At 46.5% G+C, this 21,501-nt stretch carries 21 protein-coding genes; 11 read left to right on the top strand and 10 right to left on the bottom strand.

Going from position 1 to position 21,501, the window contains the following annotated elements:
• Positions 1–4 precede the first annotated feature (4 nt).
• Positions 5–1,882 (bottom strand): cache domain-containing sensor histidine kinase, encoded by a 1,878-nt coding sequence (locus ACTHPG_RS15860; RefSeq protein ID WP_440390550.1) that lies wholly within the window; start codon positions 1,880–1,882, stop codon positions 5–7.
• Positions 1,883–2,062: 180 nt separating this feature from the next.
• On the opposite strand from ACTHPG_RS15860, the gene ACTHPG_RS15855 reads away from it, so the two are divergent.
• The 5 genes from ACTHPG_RS15855 to ACTHPG_RS15835 all read left to right on the top strand — a co-directional run bounded on the left by ACTHPG_RS15855 (position 2,063) and on the right by ACTHPG_RS15835 (position 6,622).
• Positions 2,063–3,364 (top strand): ABC transporter substrate-binding protein, encoded by a 1,302-nt coding sequence (locus tag ACTHPG_RS15855; RefSeq protein WP_440390549.1) that lies wholly within the window; start codon positions 2,063–2,065, stop codon positions 3,362–3,364.
• A gap of 101 nt (positions 3,365–3,465) precedes the next feature.
• A complete protein-coding gene (locus tag ACTHPG_RS15850) occupies positions 3,466–4,338 on the top strand; it encodes a carbohydrate ABC transporter permease (RefSeq protein ID WP_440390548.1) in 873 nt (290 codons plus the stop codon).
• Position 4,339: 1 nt separating this feature from the next.
• Entirely contained in the window at positions 4,340–5,164 is an 825-nt protein-coding gene (locus ACTHPG_RS15845) for a carbohydrate ABC transporter permease (RefSeq protein WP_440390547.1), read from the top strand.
• A gap of 62 nt (positions 5,165–5,226) precedes the next feature.
• Positions 5,227–5,652 (top strand): Rrf2 family transcriptional regulator, encoded by a 426-nt coding sequence (locus ACTHPG_RS15840; RefSeq protein WP_036668516.1) that lies wholly within the window; start codon positions 5,227–5,229, stop codon positions 5,650–5,652.
• A 112-nt stretch (positions 5,653–5,764) separates the two neighbouring features.
• A complete protein-coding gene (locus ACTHPG_RS15835; protein WP_440390546.1) occupies positions 5,765–6,622 on the top strand; it encodes an SDR family oxidoreductase in 858 nt (285 codons plus the stop codon).
• A gap of 89 nt (positions 6,623–6,711) precedes the next feature.
• On the opposite strand, the gene ACTHPG_RS15830 is transcribed toward ACTHPG_RS15835, so the two are convergent.
• The 5 genes from ACTHPG_RS15830 to rnhA form a co-directional block, all read right to left on the bottom strand.
• A complete protein-coding gene (locus tag ACTHPG_RS15830; RefSeq protein ID WP_440390545.1) occupies positions 6,712–7,248 on the bottom strand; it encodes an RNA 2'-phosphotransferase in 537 nt (178 codons plus the stop codon).
• Positions 7,249–7,280: 32 nt separating this feature from the next.
• A complete protein-coding gene (gene imm48 / locus ACTHPG_RS15825) occupies positions 7,281–7,721 on the bottom strand; it encodes an Imm48 family immunity protein (RefSeq protein ID WP_440390544.1) in 441 nt (146 codons plus the stop codon).
• Between the two features lie 192 nt (positions 7,722–7,913).
• Positions 7,914–8,903 (bottom strand): serine/threonine protein kinase, encoded by a 990-nt coding sequence (locus ACTHPG_RS15820; protein ID WP_440390543.1) that lies wholly within the window; start codon positions 8,901–8,903, stop codon positions 7,914–7,916.
• A 295-nt stretch (positions 8,904–9,198) separates the two neighbouring features.
• Positions 9,199–10,068: an alpha/beta fold hydrolase gene (locus tag ACTHPG_RS15815; protein WP_440390542.1), complete on the bottom strand. Its 870-nt coding sequence runs from the start codon at positions 10,066–10,068 to the stop codon at positions 9,199–9,201.
• 212 nt (positions 10,069–10,280) lie between these two features.
• Positions 10,281–10,934, bottom strand: a complete 654-nt coding sequence (gene rnhA, locus ACTHPG_RS15810; protein WP_440390541.1) for a ribonuclease H — start codon at positions 10,932–10,934, stop codon at positions 10,281–10,283.
• A gap of 154 nt (positions 10,935–11,088) precedes the next feature.
• Between rnhA and ACTHPG_RS15805 the strand changes: the two genes are divergently transcribed.
• Positions 11,089–11,727 carry a DUF421 domain-containing protein gene (locus tag ACTHPG_RS15805; RefSeq protein WP_440390540.1) on the top strand — a complete coding sequence of 213 codons (639 nt, stop codon included), beginning with the start codon at positions 11,089–11,091 and terminating at the stop codon, positions 11,725–11,727.
• Between the two features lie 150 nt (positions 11,728–11,877).
• On the opposite strand, the gene ACTHPG_RS15800 is transcribed toward ACTHPG_RS15805, so the two are convergent.
• The gene (locus tag ACTHPG_RS15800; protein WP_440390539.1) at positions 11,878–12,645 is read right to left on the bottom strand and encodes an ABC transporter ATP-binding protein; all 768 of its coding nucleotides are present in this window, start codon (positions 12,643–12,645) and stop codon (positions 11,878–11,880) included.
• 1 nt (position 12,646) lies between these two features.
• Positions 12,647–13,723, bottom strand: coding sequence for a FecCD family ABC transporter permease (locus ACTHPG_RS15795; protein ID WP_440390822.1), 1,077 nt, complete (start codon positions 13,721–13,723; stop codon positions 12,647–12,649).
• A 166-nt stretch (positions 13,724–13,889) separates the two neighbouring features.
• Here ACTHPG_RS15795 and ACTHPG_RS15790 point away from each other — a divergent pair, with 166 nt between their 5' ends.
• The 4 genes from ACTHPG_RS15790 to ACTHPG_RS15775 all read left to right on the top strand — a co-directional run bounded on the left by ACTHPG_RS15790 (position 13,890) and on the right by ACTHPG_RS15775 (position 17,739).
• Complete coding sequence (locus tag ACTHPG_RS15790) at positions 13,890–14,954, top strand: ABC transporter substrate-binding protein (protein WP_440390538.1); 1,065 nt, start codon at positions 13,890–13,892, stop codon at positions 14,952–14,954.
• Between the two features lie 92 nt (positions 14,955–15,046).
• Positions 15,047–15,493 (top strand): MarR family winged helix-turn-helix transcriptional regulator, encoded by a 447-nt coding sequence (locus ACTHPG_RS15785; protein WP_440390537.1) that lies wholly within the window; start codon positions 15,047–15,049, stop codon positions 15,491–15,493.
• Positions 15,494–15,550: 57 nt separating this feature from the next.
• Entirely contained in the window at positions 15,551–16,414 is an 864-nt protein-coding gene (locus ACTHPG_RS15780) for an alpha/beta fold hydrolase (protein WP_440390536.1), read from the top strand.
• 125 nt (positions 16,415–16,539) lie between these two features.
• A complete protein-coding gene (locus tag ACTHPG_RS15775) occupies positions 16,540–17,739 on the top strand; it encodes an MFS transporter (RefSeq protein WP_440390535.1) in 1,200 nt (399 codons plus the stop codon).
• Positions 17,740–17,846: 107 nt separating this feature from the next.
• Here the strand turns inward: ACTHPG_RS15775 and ACTHPG_RS15770 are convergent, their stop codons facing one another.
• Positions 17,847–18,299, bottom strand: a complete 453-nt coding sequence (locus ACTHPG_RS15770) for an Lrp/AsnC family transcriptional regulator (protein WP_440390534.1) — start codon at positions 18,297–18,299, stop codon at positions 17,847–17,849.
• Between the two features lie 170 nt (positions 18,300–18,469).
• Between ACTHPG_RS15770 and ACTHPG_RS15765 the strand changes: the two genes are divergently transcribed.
• Positions 18,470–19,654 carry a serine hydrolase domain-containing protein gene (locus ACTHPG_RS15765; RefSeq protein ID WP_440390533.1) on the top strand — a complete coding sequence of 395 codons (1,185 nt, stop codon included), beginning with the start codon at positions 18,470–18,472 and terminating at the stop codon, positions 19,652–19,654.
• 51 nt (positions 19,655–19,705) lie between these two features.
• On the opposite strand, the gene ACTHPG_RS15760 is transcribed toward ACTHPG_RS15765, so the two are convergent.
• Complete coding sequence (locus tag ACTHPG_RS15760; protein WP_440390532.1) at positions 19,706–21,067, bottom strand: amino acid permease; 1,362 nt, start codon at positions 21,065–21,067, stop codon at positions 19,706–19,708.
• Between the last annotated feature and the right edge of the window lie 434 nt (positions 21,068–21,501).

Below are 21,501 nucleotides of genomic sequence, written 5' to 3'. Positions count from 1 at the left end.
CGGTTCAGTCATGCTCCTTTCCAATGGAACCACCTATGGTAATCCGGACACCGCCGGAAGGCTTGTTCGTAATCTGCATGTGGGCTGCCGTGCCATACCATAATTTCAATCGAAGCCATATATTCTTGAGTCCCATTCCGTTAATTTCGAGGTCAGGCATACGCTCCCACTCCTGTGATTGATCGATGTAATGCAGGATTTTGGCAAGTGCTTCGGGTTCCATGCCAGGCCCGTTGTCTTCCACATGGATCTGCCAGATCTGCTCTACCGCATCCATATTTCCAGTAATATTCAGTTTCCATGGAGGGGTATCACCGAGTCCATATTTCATGGCATTTTCGAGTAGTGGTTGTATCATCAACAACGGAACCTGAATATGCTGCATCTCTTCCGGAATGTGGAACTCGTAGTGCAGATCATCCTCGAACCGAATCTTCATACACTCCAGGTATCGCTCACAGTAATCCAGTTCCTGAGACAGTGGAACCCCGTTTTTGCCTGAATTGGAGATATAACGAAGCATGGACGCGATATGACCGCAGAACGCGACAATCTGCTCATTCATGCCCTCCTCTGCCATGATGCTGATATTTGTGATGTTGTTGTAGAGAAAATGCGGGTTCATCTGGGACTGCAACGCGAGTAATCTCGCCTCGGTCTCCTGCGATTTCATCGCAAGTCTGTCCTGAAAAGATTGCACCAGCTGCTGATTCAACCGGATAAACGTATGATTCAGCTCATCCATCTCCCGGATGGAACCCGGATGCTCCAACTTGAACAAATGCGCCGAATCTTGTCCTGATACGAGATCATTCTCACCCGTTTTCTGGATAATGCGCTGCAAGCGATGTAGCGGCAAAGTGACCCTTTTGGAGATCAGATACGAGAGAACCAGAATCAGCATCAACGTAGCTAACGTGGCACTGATAAACATCACGGCCATCCGGTTGAGACTCGCGAACAGGGACTGCTTGGACTGCATGACAACAACGGTCCATCCCGTCTCCTGTGACGTGATGTACGTCATCATTTGTTTGGAATGACTCCAAGGATCGGTGATCTCCTGCATCGTTTCAGGTGGAAATGAGAGTTTTTGAATCAAGTCCACATCATTGAAGTGGCCTGCTTGAGAAGCATCATCAACCGAAGAGAGTGGATACATGCTTATATTTTGCTCATCCATCACATAGATGCGAAGATCCTCGTTACTCGCCTGCAAATCATTCAAATGCTGAAACAGGATTCCGGCATCCTGCAAAATCTCAACGACGCCCTGACTGACATAATTGCCATCTTTATATACCCGGGTAAGAGATATGAAGGGTTGATCTGAATTCCCCTCACCTGTTGGCATGGGCAAAGCTCCCCCCTCTAACAATTGAATCACCCGCCAGCCACTCCGCTCCCAGGTTTCCTTGTACCACGGTCGCTGAGTCAGGTCTACCGACAGTTGACCGTTGAATGCACCTGCTCCCAGCATCTTGCCGTTCACATCATAGATATTGGCCTGCTTGGCTGTATTGGAACTGCTGATGATTGCCAGAATGACATCAATCAGTGTGGTTGTATCCTTATACAATGTCGGATCACTCGTCAGTGTCTGCTCACTGCCTTCCGCTGGTGTCAAATAGTGACTGAAGTGTTCTTTGACCAGATTGGAGTACACAATATTCATGGAAAAGTTGTTCATTTTCACCACTTCCTGATCCAGATTACTGACGATCGATACCCCCAGTTGTCTCTGCTGTTCTTCACTTCGGTGACGGATGTCACTCGCAAGAAAAACATACAGGATTCCTGCCACAATGAGCGAAAAGACAATAAATACCGCAGAGTAATAGGCAAACAGACTTTGCTGAAGCGTTCCAAATCGATACCGCAATCCCCATACACCTCGTCCTATGATGATATCTGCCCCACCATTCGAAAATGTCCACCCAACAGAACGTTTTTGTCTATTGAGCGTATTCGCTGTTCACAGTAAAGTTATCCACATAAGAATACGCTTACATTAAGCGTTTCGGCAAGTGACAATTTTCTTTATATTCCGGGAGGTTCAATGATGAGAAAACGATTTCTATTTTCGCTTGCAAGTGTGCTCCTGCTCTCCACTCTGCTGCTTGCCGGGTGCAACTCGGGGAAAAGTACGGAAGGTTCGGGTAAGGTGACACTCACGTTTGGAACAAGCCAATCCGGTATTCCGCGTACAGGCATCATGCAGACGATGGCCAAGGAATATGAGCAGGAAACGGGTGTCAAAATTGACTTTCAGGTCGTACCTGACGCACAGTGGCGTGACCTGATCAAGGTGAAGCTGGCCTCTGGCGAGGCACCTGACATTTTCAATGTCGATGTGGACCCACTGAGCATGCCAGCTAACGTAAGACCGGAGGAAAATGCAATTGATCTGACCAATGAGGAGTTCACAGGCCGGATGTCCGAAGAGATTTTGCCAACCGTCAGTCACAATGACAAGGTATACGGGGTTTCTTTTGCGCCAACGAAAATCTGGTATGTGTACTATAACAAACGCATCTTCCAAGAACTCGGCATAGAGCCTCCTACATCCTATGCAGAATTCAAGGCGATCAGCCAAAAAATTAAGGATAAAGATATCATTCCGTTCTATCAGGCACCTGCCAGCGGGTGGTATCAGGTTCTGCCTTTGTTCGAGACGGGACCCAACTATGAGCAAACAACAGCGGGAACCTACGAGAAATTAAACAACAATGAGATGAAAATCGCAGATATGACGCAGCTTAAGACGGTCATTGAACAATTGAAGGAATTTGCGGATCTTGGCTATTTCGGGAAAGACTTCCTGTCCAATACGGTAGAAGCAGGAATTGAAGCATTTGGTCAGGAGAAAGCAGCGATGTTGCTGCGGGTTCCTGGGACGGAAAAGGAAGTCTCCGAAGCGTATCCGGACATGAAAGACAATATGGGATTCTTCGTTATGCCGTGGGGTGACAATCAGACGATTGGCGTGAATCCGGGTGGATCAGCTGCGATGTTCGGTAACAAAAACAGTAAACATCCCGAAGAAGTGCTGAAATTCTTCCGCTGGATCACCGAGCATGATCATCTGCAACGTGTGTTCGATGAAGGTGAAGGTAACCTGACCATTTGCTGGCCGGAAATCGAACCAAAGCTGACACAGGATTACATTGATTATGAGAAAACCCATGAAAAAGGTACAGTCATGCAAGCCGCTGTAAAATATATTGATCCACAATGGATGGATATCGGCAAGGACTTGTCAGGCATGTTTGCCGGAGCCATGACACCGGATCAGATTTTGCAAAATATTGATAAACGCCGGGCTGAACAAGCCAAAGTGCTGAAAGACGAGAAGTGGCAGTAACAGCGCATGGAGCAGATAAAACATAAATGCTGATCCATTTTACATGCAGCGGGCACTTGCCCGCTCATGTATTAGAGCAGGAAGGAAAGGTGTTACCGGTTATGAATGCGAACAAAATTTATCCCTGGTATTTCTCATCTGGAGCGATTATATTATACCTGCTGTTCATCGTTGCCCCCGCTCTCCTGGGCATCTATTATTCCTTCACCGACTGGAACAGTTATAGTTCGGAGAAGAACTTTATCGGTCTGGAGCATTTCCGTACCATATTGGCGGGTGATCCGACTTATCTTCTTTTTATCAAAAACACAGTCCTGTTCACCCTCGTGACATCCATCGCCAAGACCGTTCTTGGCTTATTTCTGGCTCTACTCCTAGTTAGCGGTGTAAAGGCCGCCAATCTGCACCGGATGATCATTTTCTCCCCGCAGGTGCTGTCGTTCCTGATTGTTGGGCTTGTGTTCAAAAGTCTGCTTGACCCCAACAACGGGTTCGTTAACGTAACCCTGCGTTCATTAGGGCTGGATGTTCTCGCCCAAAACTGGCTGGGCTCCCTAACCTGGGCCATGCCATCCATCATGGCAGTGGACACGTGGAAAGGCATGGGGTACATCATGGTGCTGTTCATCGCCGGACTGCTCGCCATCCCTCGCGATTACTACGAGGCAGCATCCATTGACGGCGCCGGGTTCGGGCAGAAGCTGTTCCGGATCACGATTCCGATGCTGATGCCTACGATTACCATCGCCACGGTGCTTAATATTACGTATGGACTGAGAGTATTCGATGCCGTATACGTGCTTACCAATGGCGGCCCCGGTAACGCGACAGATGTCATTAACACGGCGGTCTATTCCTCTTTTGCCAAAGGCTACTGGGGACTCGGAAGCGCGCTATCTACCATTCTGTTTGTCATCATGGCGATCATCTCCTTTTTCATCATTCGTTTGATGAACCGAAAGGTGGAATACTGACATGCGATTGAGAAAAAGATTGGCTTCGATCGGGTTAAATGCACTCGCCTGGCTGCTCAGCCTGGTGGTCCTGATTCCTTTTGTCGTCATTGTACTGAATTCATTCAAGTCGGACGCCGAGGCCAAAGTGCTGAAGCTGACGCTGCCCGAGAAGTTTATCTTCGAAAATTACAAAATTGTCTATGAACAGGGACATTTGGGCGGTTCCTTTTTCAACAGTCTGCTGCATTCCGGGGCTTCTTCTCTGCTATTGGTGTTTGTTGTGGCCTTCTCTGCCTTCACTTTATCTCGTAACCATTCGAGGCTCAGCAAGTTTCTGTACTTCTTCCTGATTCTCGGTATCACACTGCCGCTCAACTACATTCCGCTGATGGAAGTCATGAAGTCGATGGGCATGATCAATTCACATGTCGGCATGATTCTGCTCTACACGGCCATGGGCATTCCGATCTCGCTGTTCATTACGTATGCGTTTGTGTCTAACATCCCGAAGGAGCTGGATGAAGCAGCAATCATGGACGGATGTAACGGAATTAAGTTATTCCTGCAAATCATTGTGCCTTTGTTAACCTCGGTACTGGTGACGGTATTTGTCCTGAATTTCCTGAGTGTCTGGAATGAATTCACTGCTCCCCTCTATATGCTCAACACGGTAGAGATGTGGCCGATGACGCTGGCTGTGTATAACTTCTTCGGACAATTCAGTGCCCAGTGGAATCTGGTTAGTGCCGATATTGTGCTTACTTCCCTGCCCGTGTTGATTGTGTTCCTTATTGGGCAAAAGTATATTGTGGGTGGACTGACTTCAGGGGCCGTGAAGGGGTAAAAGATCTAGTTGACATTCGTTTTGTTTGTAACTATTATAGTTACAACGGTGGTGATCATTCCATGAGACAAATCAGCAGTCGCTTTTCCATTGCGGTTCATACCCTGTCCCTGATCGCTGTTATGCCCAATGAATGCACCGGAGATGTGATCGCGCAGAGTGTGAACACCAATCCCGTGATTATTCGCCGAATCATGTCCAAGCTGAAACAGGCTGGTCTGATCGACGTCAGACCCGGTGTGGGCGGTGCTTCCTTGTTGAAAGATCCGGCGGACATTACCCTTCTCGATGTATATCGAGCGCTTGAAGTGGTGGAGGATGGCGAATTGTTTAACTTTCACAAACATCCGAATCCGAAATGTCCGGTCGGCAACATGATTGAACACACCTTGCGTGCTGAACTCATTGAGGCTCAGACGGCTATGGAACAGCGCTTGAATCGTGTAACCATACAGCAGATGATGGATCAGATTCATGTCTCTGAATAAAAAAAGCTCATTGCGAGCTTTTTTTAACCCTTTCGTTGTAATCACATCTGTTATAACATTTTTGATTACATCCATATGCAAGCAAAACACATACCTTAGGAGGAAATAGAAGATGAAAATTTTGATTACTGGCGCAACAGGTCAATTGGGTTCATTGGTTGTAGAGGCATTGTTAAAAAACGATTCTGCCAAGGATTTGGCCGTAAGTGTACGTAATCCGGAGAAAGCGGAAGCACTCCGCGCTCAAGGCGTTGACGTACGTCAAGGTGATTTCGATCAACCAGAGACGTTGGAGAAAGCTTTTGCCGGTGTAGACCGTCTGTTGCTCATCTCTACCGATGGTGACAATGAAACGCGTATTCGCCAACATCAGACTGCCGTGGACGCTGCCAAGAAAGCAGGCGTTGGATTCATCGCTTATACAAGCGTTGTGAATGCAGACCAAAACACTCTTTCCCTGGCGGAAGTTCACCGCGCTACAGAAAAAGCAATTCGTGAATCCGGCATTCCGTATTCCTTCTTGCGCAACAACTGGTACCTGGAAAATGAAGCAGGCAGTGTGCAAGCCGCTACGCAAGGCGCACCTTGGGTTCATGCTACCAACGACAGCCAAGTCGGCTGGGCTACCCGAAGTGACTATGCCCATGCTGCTGCAGCTGTGCTTGCAGGTGAAGGACATGAGAATACCGTGTATGAGTTGTCCGGCAAACTGCTTACGCAAGCAGAACTGGCAGCCATTGTTGGTGAAGTGCTTGGACAGGATATCAACGTGCAGAACGTGGACGATGCCACTTACGCTGACATCATGAAAGGTGCAGGTCTACCGGACTTTGTCGTATCGATGCTCGTTGATATGCAAAGTGCCATCCGTGAAGGCGCGCTGGCTGTAGAAAGTAATACACTGGAGACATTGCTTGGCCGTCCGGCTCAGCCACTAAGCGAAGGTATTAAAGCGATTGTAGGCAAGTAAGTTTTGAATATGAGAAAGGGACACACCAACGAATGTTGGATGTGTCCCTTTTTTTTGGTACAGCTAAGGCTTGGAGATAGAAATCGTGATTATTGCTCGATATAACGTGAAGGAAGTTGATCGGCCAGCCAGATATTTTCGTTGCCATGATAAAAGAGGATTCCATCTCTGAACGCTTGTGCAGCATTGATTCTCAAAATGACAGGCTGATCATCACGTCTTCGTCCTACCTGATTGGCTGTATCGATGTCTGCGGACAGATGTACATATTGCCGTTGCCGCGGCTGTAAGCCATGTTCCATAATAGAATTAACGGCACGTGCCGGGGTCCCATGGTAAAGGGTTTCCGGTGGCTCAGCCGCTATCTTGGATATCTTATGCGGCGTCGAATGTCCATACAATGCCCGGATACGGCCAGAACGGATTTCATGTCTCTTTTTCTCCGAAGCTTGGATCATCTGCTCCAGATCGGCTTGCGTGACTTCCTTCCACTGCGGACTTTCATGTAATGCCACCAGCAATTGTGAAATTTCCACCCAACCCTCTTCGTCCAGCTCCAGCTCATACTCCCATGGTGCATGTCGCAGAGCGTATGAGAGTTCCTTGCTTAATTTCATCAGGTCCATTGTGATCATCTCCCACATCTAATAAAACTCGTCTATTGCTGCGATTGAACCGCAGTTAAAATCTCCTGAATATTGCGTTCCAATCCTTCATCGTCTTCCTGATTGAACTGGCGGTGTCCATCAATACCACGTTGGATAATGGTATTCATCACCGGATGAACCTCACGATCGGAAGCCACCCGAATCAGATCATCGGCAAAATCAACCGCCTGCTGCTCGCTGTAATTAAACGGTTTGATCAGCATTCGAATGCTCAAGGCATGGGCCTGTGGCTCCGCTAGCTGATCCCGATGAGTGATTCCATATACCGCACCGAAACCAAAAGCAGCCATTACCTGACGCTCCAGTTCACTCGTCTGTTCCAGAGGTGTGCCTATCAGCTCACACATTTTGTCCACCATCTGTTCCAGCTCGTTTGCTGCCGCGGCCAGAATTACGTCATTAATATCGTCAGCGTTAATAAATTCAGTCATATTGATGTTCTCCATTTCTGCACCGTATTTAATCCATTCTCTCAGACTCTATGAGAATATTGTATCGGAGGTAGAGTGTTCTTTCAAATTCATCATAAAAAACCAAATCTCCTCATTTACAAGTCGATTTGGTTGAATTGGATGTAGGAATATGCTCATTAAGCATACCCATTTATAGATCGATGTGATTACTCAAGCCGTCTCATGTTGCTTTTTCGACTCTACTTCATAGACCTGCGTATGTTCATTCTCGGCTAAAGACCATTCCACTGTACCTGGCTTACGCACTTTCCATACCCAGGCTTGAACTCGCAGCGAGCTTCTGACCCAGGCCAAGGAAGCACAGCGTTTCTCGGAACGAACCGTCAGCCCCCAATGAATAACACGAGCGAGCCAAGGATTCACATACTCATTATGTGAGCGAACAGATGGCAATTCATCCTGGAACAATCGCTTTTTCACGTCCATAGGGGGTTGTCCGCACGTCCAATAATGGAGCAGAGCCGCCAGGCTATAGATGTCCGACATCGGTCCCTGACTGGATTTCTCCGAATAGAATTCCAGCGGAGAATACCCAGCCGATGTAAATATCACCTGTTTCTCTCCGGATTGCATAGGCCAACGGGTAGCTGAGCCAAAGTCCAGAAGTTTGGGTGTACCATCCTCCATGACCATAATGTTGGAAGGTTTCACATCCCGATGAAGAATGCCTTGCTTATGTATGTAATCCAACGTATCCACCAACGGAAGCAACGTCTCCGTTATGAAGGCTGCATCAAGCGCATGATTGCGTTCATTCAGATATTCGGTCAATGTAATCCCCGTACAGTATTCCATAACCAGATACCCTGTATCATTCGCTTCAAAATGGTCCAAATACGAAACAATATGAGGATGGTCCAGTTTCGATAACAGCTCACCTTCGAGCAGAAATGCAGTCAATAACTCCTGATATTGCCCGCCGTATCCTCGCGAAGAACAGAACACCCCACGTTTGTCTGCCTTTCGTTCAGCCAGCCTCTGTGGGAAGAATTCCTTAATGGCTACCTTGGCACCTGTGTTACGATCTCGCCCTACATATACAATAGCCAACTCGCTACTGGCTAATACCTGTCTTACCTGATATGTATCATTTATAATCACATTGCGTTGCAATGCCATTTTGCAATTGTCTTTTCTCATAACAGACCTCTTTTCAACCTTGTCGATCGGAAGACTTTCCGCGTAAATGTATCATTTGGTTCAACCAGTAAGCATTTCATCGCCAACCATCTATATAAACCAAATGACACATTTTGAAACACCTTAACGCGAAATAGTTAATTTTTTTGATATCAAAACTTCTATAATTTGTTCCTTATTCATATTCTCATTTTTCTATTGAAGAAAATCACGCTCATATACTCTATCGACAGATAGGACGAATTACTTAATTAAACTGGATAAAAACATTTCTGAGTCCATCTTTATCATCTTTTTAGTAATTCTTCTGTAAGAAACGCCCGATTTCCTCGTTCATCTGAACCAATACGTCCTGTGAAGGAAAATGGCCGGTATCATATTTGATGGCTTGCACATTCGCAATAATCTTTTGCGCACGTTCAATACACTTATCCGCAGGGAAAAACACATCCTTCTCCCCTACCAATAACAAGGTTGGAGATGTATAATTCTTCAGTTCTTCCCTCTCTGTGAGTTTGGGCAGATCCTGATCGATACTGACATATTTGAAAAGCTTGCCGATAATATTTTTATCCATTTCTTTCATGCAGTTGCACGACATGGTGTCTGTAATTTTTTGCAAAGAAGATGGTGAAGACGTCATACGATACTTGACGAGCGGCAGCGTGATATCCTGAGCTGTTTTGATTTTGGAATTAACCGCGAGACCCGCAGGAGCAACCAATACGGCACATGAAATGCGTTCGGGAATATAGGTAGCCAATCTGAGGATGATACCTCCTCCAAACGATGGGCCGATAAACGCACTCTTCTCGATATCATAGTGGTCAAGCAGATCCGACACCCATAATGCCAAACTATCAAACCGTGTCGAGATACTCGCTTCCTCACTGTAACCAGGATGACCAATCGTATCAGGAGCAATAATCCGGTATTCTTTAAATAAAGAAGAGAACCATGACAAGGTCATCGGATTCACACAATTACCGCCCTGGAGAATAAATAACGGCTTGCCATCCAAAGGTCCTGTCAGTAGAACATGCGTCTTACCAAAACGCGTCTCTACATACTCCCGGGTAAACTCCTCACCCAACTCATTCAAATAAATCTCATACTCTTCAAGTATGCTGCTCTTGCCTTCTTCACTTCTATAAATGGAACTCATGTCTGCCTCCTGCAATATATACTCAAAATAACTGATTCTCGTAAACTTGACCTGTAAATCGAAGGTCCAAAAAGATAAAGAGGGCCTGCAGATGACAGGCTCCTCCATATGTTTAACTAATCATATTCAGATGATTATAGAGCGGAAACTGGAAATTGTAAATAACGATTCTAATAGACCAGAAATAAAGGGCTCATCTTAAAGAGAAATACTTATTTTCGGCCGTAATCGGCCTTGATTTCGCCCCACTGTTTGGTCTGCCATTTGAGTACTTTATTACTATACGTATTCGTCAGTAGCCACTGCTCCGCACGGTCAATCATCAGCCAGATCTCTTCTGTGGAGTTGTCTCTTGGTAACGTCGTGGCTACTTTTTTCTGCTTCAGCCATTTCATGGCATTGACCGAGTCGGTATACACCGTTTTGGTACTGCCTTCTTTTTTCAGATGTGCAAGAGCATGTACAATGGCCAGGAATTCACCCAGATTGTTCGTGCCTTTGGAGATCGGTCCAACAGAGAAAATAATCTCACCGGTGCGGGTGTCTACCCCTTTGTATTCTACAGGTCCAGGGTTACCGCGTGTACCCACATCAACAGAGATACTGTCGTAATCCACTTCTTCCGACGTTTCCATGCCTGCGCTTCTTCCACTACCCGTTGATTTCTTCTTCGACGCTCCGCCGGCACTTGAACCCCAGTTCCCTTTCCATCCGGCACGATATGCTTCTTCTGCGGCCGTTTTCGATTCATACGATTTATATTTAGCTCCGGTATATTGATCCGTCTGCGCTTTGCATTCTGCCCATGTACCGTACACGCCCGGTTTCTTACCTTCCCAGACAACATAGTATTTCTGTTTTGCCACTGTGACCCGCTCCTTTGTTTACTTCATCAATACCCTATTGTATACGATCCGATGGGATGAATGATAGTTATGGATTCAGCCAACTGCATAATTCCTCCAACTCCAGAACAGCCTAAGAAGCAAAGAGCATACTGGAATAGAAAGGAATATACGTATGGACTGGATATGGAAATCTGTTTTACTTGTACTTATCGGCATGATTCTGCTGCGAATTGCAGGGCGCAAGTCAATCTCGCAGATGAGTGTCGCCACAACGGTCATCATGATCTCCATCGGAACAACGATTGTGCAACCCATTGCGAATCATGAGCTTGGCAAAGCGATTGGATCGGCATCGGTATTTATTGCGACATTGCTGGTGGTGGAACAACTGCAGTTGAAATTCAATTTTTTCGAACGGTTAATGAGTGGCAGTTCCAAAATTGTGGTAGAGGATGGAAAGGTCATTATTCCGAACCTGAAACGAATGCGTTATACGATGGATCAGCTGGAGATGCATATGCGGCAGAACGGAATTACCAGTGTAGACGATCTGGAGACGGCAACGGTGGAACCCAATGGCCAACTTGGTTACGTTCTGAAACGGCATGCTCGTCCCGTGACAATTGGAGATCTGGAAGAGATGCTGCGAAGCTATGCGATTACCGGTAGTAGCTCATCAACGGAAGAATACACCCAACAACAACAACAACACAGTAGCAAGTCTTCCACGGCTAGGGATAACGCCACAGATATTTTTGAAGAAGTCAGTGAAGGCGCTCACGCTCAGCCTGTCGATCCCAAGCTTCAATAGAATTTCCGCACATAAAAAACAAAAGACCGCTCCTGTGAGCACTTAACAACAGTGCTCTAACAGGGTACGGTCTATTTCTTCTGCAACTTTTGCCATAGTGAGTTATCTACGTCATCCCGCAGCAACTCCCATAACATTGAACCACAATCGTCACCGTGTACTCAGATAAGCAATACCCAAGCCACCCGTAACAGGGTTTTCATAGATTTCACAGTCTACATCGAACACCTCGCCAATCATTTCACGGGTCAGGATATCAGCGGGTTTGCCATGGACCACAATCTGACCTTTTTTCACCACATAGAGATAATCGCAATATTCTGCGGCGAGTTCGAGATCATGCAGTGCTGCCAATATGCCAATGCCGAGTCCACGGACAATATTTAGAATCTGCAGTTGGTATTTGATGTCCAGATGGTTCGTCGGCTCGTCCAGGATCAGGAATTGAGGTTGCTGAGCCAGAACACGCGCTAGTACCACACGCTGTTTCTCTCCACCAGACAGAGACACGTAATTGCGGTCTGCATGTCCAGTCAGATGTACTTTTTCCAGAGCCTGTTCCACAATTTCGTGGTCACGTTCATTATCCGTCTCCAGCAGTTTTTTGTGTGGCGTACGGCCCATCATGACCATCTCGCGCACCGTAAAATCAAAACTCAATTCATTAAACTGGCCGACAACGCCCATATGTCTGGAAACAACCTTGGGACTGGATCTGAGAATATCGGTATTGTCCAGGAAAACCTTGCCTTGCTGCGGTTTGATCACTTTGTAGATGCTCTTGAGCAGCGTTGACTTGCCACAACCATTCGGCCCGATCAGTCCGACGAACTGTTTGCCATTCACCTGTAATGATATGTCCTTGATGATGTCCGTATTCAGCACAGAGATGGATACATTTTCTACGTTCAGCTTCATGTTAATTCCCTCCAAAACCGTAGCCTTTTTTGACCAGCATATACATAAACATCGGCGCACCAATCATGGCCGTAATGATCCCGATCGGCAACTCAACGCTGGATATGAGGGATCGTGCAATAACGTCCGTCCAGATGAGGAAAATGGCTCCAAACAGCACGGATACAGGCATCACTTTACGATGGTCGGAACCCACCAGACCTCTTACAATATGCGGAATGATTAGTCCCACAAAGCCAATCATGCCACAGCTCGCCACCATGACACCTGTCACCAAAGCGGTTAACAGCATGTACACCCTGCGGTACACACTCAGATTAATCCCCAGTGTAACGGCTGCTTCATCCCCCAATAACATCGTATTGAGAACTCTGGACTGTAAAAGGAAGAATAGAATCGCCACCAGTACGACGATCCCAACGAGTGGAAGCTTGCTCCAACCGGAAGTCGCCAGACTGCCCATGGTCCAGAATGTCACCGTTTTGATGCCTTCAGCATTGTTGGCAAAATAAATAATAAAGTTCGAAAAAGCGCTGCATAGCGCGTTAATTACCATTCCGGCAAGAACCAGCTTGACCGACGTCATTTTTCCCCGAATCCCTGCCAAAGTCAGGACCAGTAAGGACGCACCCATCGCTCCGGCGAAGGCCCAGAAAGCCACCCCCGTCTGACCAAGCCATCCAATCGCACCGAATCCAATGAGAATCGCAAAGGTTGCTCCAAGTGAAGCGCCTGAGGATATACCCAGTATGTACGGATCAGCCAGCGGATTCTGCACAGCAGCCTGCATAACAGCACCGCACAAGGCCAAGCCTGCACCAACAAACATCGCCATCAGCACACGAGGGAAACGAATCTGCCAGATGATATCGGTAAAGGAGCCTGTCTCAATGGGTGTTGCCCCCCACTGAAAACCTGTTAATTTGAATAAAAGAATACGATATGACTCCGCCAGCGGAATACGAACCTGTCCAATGGAAACCGCAATCCCTACAGAGATAATCGTAATCATGATTAAAGCTGCAATAAGTAAAACAAACCCGGATTTACTATGAATCAGAGACTCTCTTTTTCCCATGCGCTGTGTCTTAACCTGAACCGTCTGTGCCATCTCTTCCCCCATCAATTCGCGTAAAATGTAGAACAAATTAATCTTGGCTATTTACAAAGCATTTTCTCGGATTATAATTGAGAATGATTATCTTTGTCAATTTAAAACACATAGAAAAGGGGTTCATCCTTTCATGAAATTCACATCCAGAACCATTGGCTTCGCTGCTCTAAGTCTCCTGTTACTGCTGCTTGCAGCCTGTTCGAATGCTTCCACTTCCTCCCCTGCCGAAGAAACAACTTCAACAGCTAACACGACAGAAACTTTAGTTCCTGCTGAGAATATAAATAAAACGACGTACCCGCTCACCATTGAGAATTTCACAATCCCGGGTGAGGGCGGCGAGTGGAAACCGAAAGTGCAAGTATTCGATAAAGCACCGGAACGTGTGGTTGCGAATACCCAATCTGCGGCCGAGATGCTCATCAAATTGGGTCTGACCGATAAAATGGTCGGTGTTGCTGCTCTATACGGTTCCGTTACTCCCGATGTGGCTGATGATTTTGCCACAATTCCGGTATTGTCCAAGGATTATGTAGGTAAAGAACTGGTTGTAGGTGCAAGTCCGGATCTGGTACTCGGACGGGGTGACCTGTTCGCAGATGCAGACTGGGGTGTGGGTACCGTCGATAGTTTGAATGACATGAATATCCGCACCTTCCTGCAAACGACGAATCACAAAGGCACACTCGACAGCCTCTATAGCGATATTGCACAACTTGGAAAGATCTTCGACGTTCAGGAAAATGCCGCAACATTCACAGAGAGTCTGAAGAATCGTGTTGCAGCCATTAAGGCCAGTGTAGCCGATCAGCCTGAGCATTCTTTTGCCTACATCGTACCTGCTACAGAAGACACCATTACGGTAAGCAGCATGCAGAACGATACGTATCAGCTTGATGCCCTTGGCCTGTTGAAGCTGAAAAATACATTTGATGGCGTGCAAGGTGAGGTCAGTGTTGAACAGTTGATCACAGCGAACCCGGACTACCTGCTCTTGTCTGCCTACGCCGGTTCACCGGATATTGACAAGCTGATTCAAAATCTGTATGCCAACCCTGCCCTGCAAAGTATGAACGCAATCAAGAACAAACAGATCTATGTCACAGATTTCAGCCAGTTCTGGGGTTATGGATATCAAATTCTGGATGGTATTGAGAAAATGGGACAGGAAATGAGTGCCCATCCAATCAAGTAGCCACTGTAGCACAGGAGCAGGAGAAGAAAATCTCACTGCTCTTTTGCTATGCTGCGCATGTAATAAATCATGAATCAAAGCTTGACATTAGTTTGACAACAAACTATATTACACATATGAAAACAAGAGACGCTATTTCACTCATATCCAAAATTAAAGAAAAGGTCAACCGCTTCATCCTGGCCGAGATGGCTGAGCAGGGAATTCAGGATCTCGCCACGTCCCATGGGGATATTATCTATGCCCTGTGCACCAATCACAGGATGACCATGGCTGAAATCGCCAAAAAAATTGGCAAGGATAAATCCACGGTGACTGCACTTGTGGACAAACTGGTGCGCACAGGATACGTCGTCAAGGAGCGAGATGCAACCGATTCACGCGTTGTTCATGTGGCTTTGACTGCAAAAGGCGAAGAATTAAAGCCGGTCTTTGAAGAGATCTCGCAGCGCATGCTGGACGCCTTCTATGCGGACGTGACGGAAGCGGAGAAAAAAGAGTTGCTTCGAATTTTAATCAAAATTTATGGCAACTTCTAATTTTTTTTGGAGAAATAGTTTGATATCAAATCAATATAAGTAACGGAGGTTTTAGGTATGACAGATTACACACAATTATTACCGGAACATGAGGTCAAGAAAATCGGAGAACATGATTTGCACTTGGAGATTTTCGAAGCATCCCCGATTCATGACCAAGAATCAACGACCAAGAAGCCCCCACTGCTGTTCCTTCACGGTGCATACACAGGCAGCTGGATGTGGAGCAAATATATCCCCCATTTTGTCCAGCACGGTTGGACCTGTTATGTCATGAACCTGAGAAGCCACTACAAGAGTCGGGTCATGGACATGACCAAGATTACGTTTGACGATTATTTGGAGGATATTCGTGAAGTGTTAGCCGGGATCAACGAACCTCCCGTTCTTATCGGCTTCAGCATGGGTGGGATTCTCAGTCAGAAGATTGCACAAACCGTTACTCTCGCAGGCCTGGTTGTGATCGACGCCAGTCTGAGTAAGGAAGTCCATGACGCCGTACCTTATCCTGAAACAGATCGAACGACCGTATCGGACATCATCATGCCTGCACCTGCCCGGCAGGAACTTGCAAGCATCGATGAGACGGCAGAAGACATTGCTTTTCAGCGTAAATATCTGCAAACGGAATCTGCGAAGGCATTTGCTACCTTTTCAATTCTGTGTGGAGCCAATGGAATATCCATTAATGGCGACCTGATCCATTGCCCCAGCTTGGTAATCAAGGCTGTTTCCTGCGAAGACGAAGATCAGCGAGGCCAATTAACTGCCAAGCAGCTGGGCGCTGCATATGCCGGACTGTGGGATACGACCCATACGGGTTTGCTGGTAGGCCAACGGTACATGGAATCTGTCGAACTCATTCTGGAATGGTTGAACAGACAGCATCCTTTTGAATTAACGGAAAAACCTACAAAATAAAATAAATATCATGTTAATGCCTCTTTCTCACCTTTAATTCTGTATGCAAAAGTTTGTTTTTTTCAGATAAGCTTATATGCATAGTTCTGGATAGAATTAAACGATAAGAAAAGAGGTTTTTATTCATGGCCATTCACACACCCCTCCCCAAGCAAAGGGAGCTGCCTTCCATATCTTCAGAACGTCTTCCGTGGGCTGGACTACTTGCTTTAGCCATGGCTGGATTCATTTGCATCCTCACTGAAAGCCTGCCTGCGGGACTACTGCCGCAAATTGCAAAAGACTTGGGGGTCACTGAAGCCCTCACTGGACAGTTGGTGACTCTTTATGCCATTGGATCACTTATTGCTGCAATTCCCTTGACTGCGGCTACACGTGGATGGAGACGCAGACCTCTGCTGCTGGCATGCATTAGCGGGTTTCTTGTCTTTAACACTGTTACCGCCATTTCCTCAGATTATATCCTGACGCTTGCTGCTCGTTTCATGGCTGGAGTCTCTGCGGGTGTGTTATGGGGAATGACAGCAGGTTATGCTCGTCGGATGGTCCCGGATTCGTTAAAAGGCAAGGCCATGGCGGTGGCTATGGTCGGCACTCCGGTGGCGTTAGCCCTGGGTGTCCCCATCGGTAGTTTTCTCAGTTCTTATATTGGCTGGCGCCTCATCTTCGGGATTGTATCGCTTTTGACCGCAGCTTTAATCGTATGGGTTCTCTGGAAAATGCCGGATTTTGCAGGAGAGCCAGCCGGAGAACGTCTTCCCCTGCATAAAGTATTTGTAATTCCGGGCGTTAGGCCCATCCTGTTGGTTGTTTTGGCCTGGATGCTTGCCCATAATATCCTTTACACCTATATTTCTCCGTACCTTGCCCAGACGGTATTTGCTAACAGAGTAGACTTGATTTTGCTCATTTTCGGTGTCACTTCCATTGTGGGAATTTGGTTGACCGGAATGCTCATTGACCGGTTTTTGAGGAGATTAGTAATCATCAGCCTGGCAGCATTCGGCCTGACGTCTGTGGTGATGGGAATCGCTATTCATCAACCTGTAATAATTATCCTTGGCATTATGATCTGGGGACTTACGTTTGGCGGGGCTGCCACACTGCTGCAAACTGCCATTGCTCAAGCCGGAGGCAAAAGTGCGGATGTCGCCCAATCGATGCTGGTTACAGCATGGAATCTGGCCATTGGCGGAGGAGGCATTATCGGGGGCGTCCTTCTTGAAGTACTTGGGGCAGATTACCTTGCCGGGTCGCTTTTTATCTTGCTCATTCCTGCATTGCTCATAACTATGCGGACTTCTAAATATGGATTTCCAAAGTAAAATAACAGGAAGGCATTTTGCATGAGACACCCGCAGAACGAAAGAGGAGTTCACTTGATGTGGACTCCTCTTCTGCATTTCATTTTAAAGTTTTGTAGACTTCAACCTTATTCTGCCTGTACCAGGAGATTCGGCCCTTCCACCAGATTTTTATGTGCAATCGGAGAAGACATCGTAATCAAGGTCATGTACGTACCGTACGGGTCACACTTGTTCTCGAATTTTTCAAGTCCCTGAATCGTGTCTGTAAGGATTTTCAGCAAATAATTATACTCCCCGCTTATCCGGTAACATTCCACGACTTCAGGTGATGCACGGCAGAAATCCAGGAAGGGATAACAATCTCTTGTACGAAAAAGAACATATGCCGTGCTCTGCTTGCCTAATTTGGATGGGGAGATCACCGTACGATATTCCTCGATAATCCCCTTTTCTTCCATTCGTTTGACTCGTTCAGTCACAGCCGGTTGAGATAATCCGACCAATTTGCCTAACTCGGTCATGGATAATCTCGCCTGATTCTCCAGATGAAACAGAATATGCTGATCTATTTCGTCCATGTAATACACCCCTTTAAATACATAAGATATACGCTGGAATAACCTTAAGTATATTCGATAATTCACTATAATACCTATAGTAATCCATGTAATACAAGAATAATCATTTATATAATAAACACAGTCACAATAATGAATCAATCACATCCCCGAAGGAAAGGAAGATCAGAATGGAAAAAGAACACATAACCACATTGCATGCTTATGTGGATGAGGCAATAGACCGCGCTATAAGCGAAAATAGAATTGTGGGAACCGTTGTACAAGTTGCATCAAGAGGAGAAGTGATATACAAGCGAGCTGCCGGTTTCGCAGACAGTGAGCAAAAGCGTACCATGGATGAGAACGCTCTGTTTCGACTAGCTTCCGTAACCAAACCCATTGTGTCAACGGCAGCTCTGGCATTGATCTCACAAGGAAAGCTGAATCTGCATGATCCGGTGACTCGCTGGCTACCTGCATTCCGGCCCAAGCTTGCCCAGGGTCAGGATGCTGAAATAACCATTGAGCACTTGATGACGCACACCGCTGGGTTGACCTATCGGTTCTTCCAAGAAGACCAAGGCACTTATGAACGTGCAGGGGTCTCGGACGGAATGGATCTATCTGGAATCAGTCTGGAGGAGAATCTCCACAGGCTTGCTTCTGTTCCTCTGTTATATGAGCCAGGAAACATGTGGAGATACTCCATCGCGACAGATGTACTGGGAGCCGTTATTGAAAAGGTCACCGGATTGTCACTAAGAGAAGCTGTTCAATTGCTGGTTACTCATCCACTTCGCATGACGGACACCGATTTTGTGGCAGTGGATTCAAATCGGCTGACCGCTGCATATGCTAATGGTTCCGAAGAACCACGTCTTCTCCATAATGAGTTAGAGCAGGTCCCTTTTATTGAAGGTACTGCCGGTTTCCAGCTCGCCCCCAACCGTGCAAATCAACCTTCGGCTTATCCATCAGGCGGAGCGGGAATGGTTGGGAGTACCGGAGATTTTCTCACTTTACTTGAGACATTGCGGCAAGGGGGGCAGCCTATTCTTACGGAAGCTGTTGCCACCGAGATGGCCACGAATCAAATCGGTGAACTCGACATGCCGTATTGGCCAGGAAGAGGGTTCGGCCTTGGTTTTACCCTACTTAAAGATCCTGTTACAGCTGGTACACCGGAATCCCCGGGTACCTGGCGGATGGGCGGAACCTATGGTCACTCCTGGTTTGTTGATCCAAAAGAAGAACTTAGTGTTGCCGCATTCACCAATACGGCACTTGAAGGAATGTCGGGAAAGTATACTACCGATATCTGTGATGCGATCTACGCAGGCATTCGTGAGAGCAAAAAGGCTGCAGGAATATAAACAAGTAGACCCGCCCAATCTGATTGGGCGGGTCTACTTGTTAACAAAGTTCTACGGTCTGTTACTGCTCAAATTTCTCTTTTTGAGGAGGTAAATTCCTGCAACCAGGATAAACCACACCGGCGTGACAAATAATGCCACTCGCGTGTCTTCAGCCAATGCCAATACGACCAGCACAAACGCAAGAAAAGCCAAAATCAAGTAGTTCGAGAACGGATAAAATGGCAGTTTGAAGCGGCTCCGACTCGCTAGTTCCGGCTGAGTACGACGATATCGGAGATGACAGATCACCATGATGCCCCAGACAAAAATGAAGCATACCGTCGACACACTTGTAATCAGCGTAAATACGCCCTCCGGCATGATATAGTTCAAAACAATCGCAATCAAGATAACAATTGTGGAGAAAAACAGCGCGTTGGAAGGAACCTTCCTGTTATTCAGTCTTGCAAATGACTCGGGTGCGTTGCGATCCTTTGCCATGGAGAACACCATACGGCTTGTACTGAAAATGGCACTGTTACAAGCCGACGCAGCGGAAGTCAGCACCACGAAATTAACAATGCCTGCGGCAGCCGCAATTCCCACAGCGGCAAATACCTGAACAAACGGACTTTCAGTAGGCACAATGGCGTTCCACGGGTAGATACTCATAATAATCAGCAATGCGCCAACGTAGAAAAGCAGTACCCGAATCGGAATCTGATTAATTGCTCTCGGAATCACCTTCTCGGGGTTCTCCGTTTCCCCCGCTGTGAGCCCCACCAGTTCCATGCCTACAAAGGCGAATACCACCATCTGGAACGATATGATGAAGCCATGCAGTCCATTCGGGAACCATCCCCCATGACTCCACAGATTGGTGAAGCTCGCAGGACCCTGATCCGTTGTAAAACCTTTGAAGATCATATATAAACCAACCACTATAAGTGCCAGAATAGCCACCACTTTAATCAGGGCAAACCAGAATTCCATCTCACCAAACAACTTTACTGTCGCCAAGTTCATGATTAGCAAAATAACCAGCGCAATTAACCCTGGCATCCACTGCGGTACGTTCGGAAACCAAAATTGCGTATATAATCCAACGGCCGTAATATCAGCCATGGCAATGGATATCCAGCAGAACCAATAGGTCCAGCCTGTAATAAATGCGGCCATATTTCCCAGGTAATCTCGTACAAAATCGACAAAGGAATGATACTGCAAGTTGCTTAACAGCAACTCCCCCAATGCACGCATGATCAGGAACAGCACTACACCCGTAATGATGTAGGCCAGCAAGATGGATGGCCCTGTCAGCTGTATCGTTTTGCCTGCTCCGAGAAACAGACCTGTACCGATCGCACCTCCGATCGCCATCAATTGCACATGTCGATTCTTTAATCCCCTTGTTAACGTTTCTTGCTGCATGATCAACCACCACTCTCTTTCTGCAAATGCGCTCTACGGTGTAAAATATTATTACTCATCATATAATAATCTGCCCAGAATACATATCCCTCTTTATATATTTTTTTGCACAGCAAAGAGGCCACCTTTGTAGAAGATGACCTCTGATTATGTACATGTTTACCATACATACCTAAGAAAATATATTAAAATATAAACCAAACATAGAACGGCAACGACTAAAGAGGTAATCGCTAATGGTCGTTCGTTTTTCCAAATTCGAATCGCATTAGCAACATTAATCATCCATAACGCAAGCAAGTTAATAACACTCGAATACGAATGAATCGAGTTAAACACGATCATAATCATCCCTATAATCCAGATGAACCAAAACCAAAGTGGGATCTTCTGAAAAAGCTGTTTCATTATGATGTACTCCTTATATAATAAAT

It is taken from the genome of Paenibacillus sp. SAF-068 (assembly GCF_051967555.1).
In the GTDB taxonomy this organism is placed as follows: domain Bacteria; phylum Bacillota; class Bacilli; order Paenibacillales; family Paenibacillaceae; genus Paenibacillus.
Note: the sequence above shows the minus strand (reverse complement) of the source record. Positions and strands in the feature narration are given on the sequence as shown.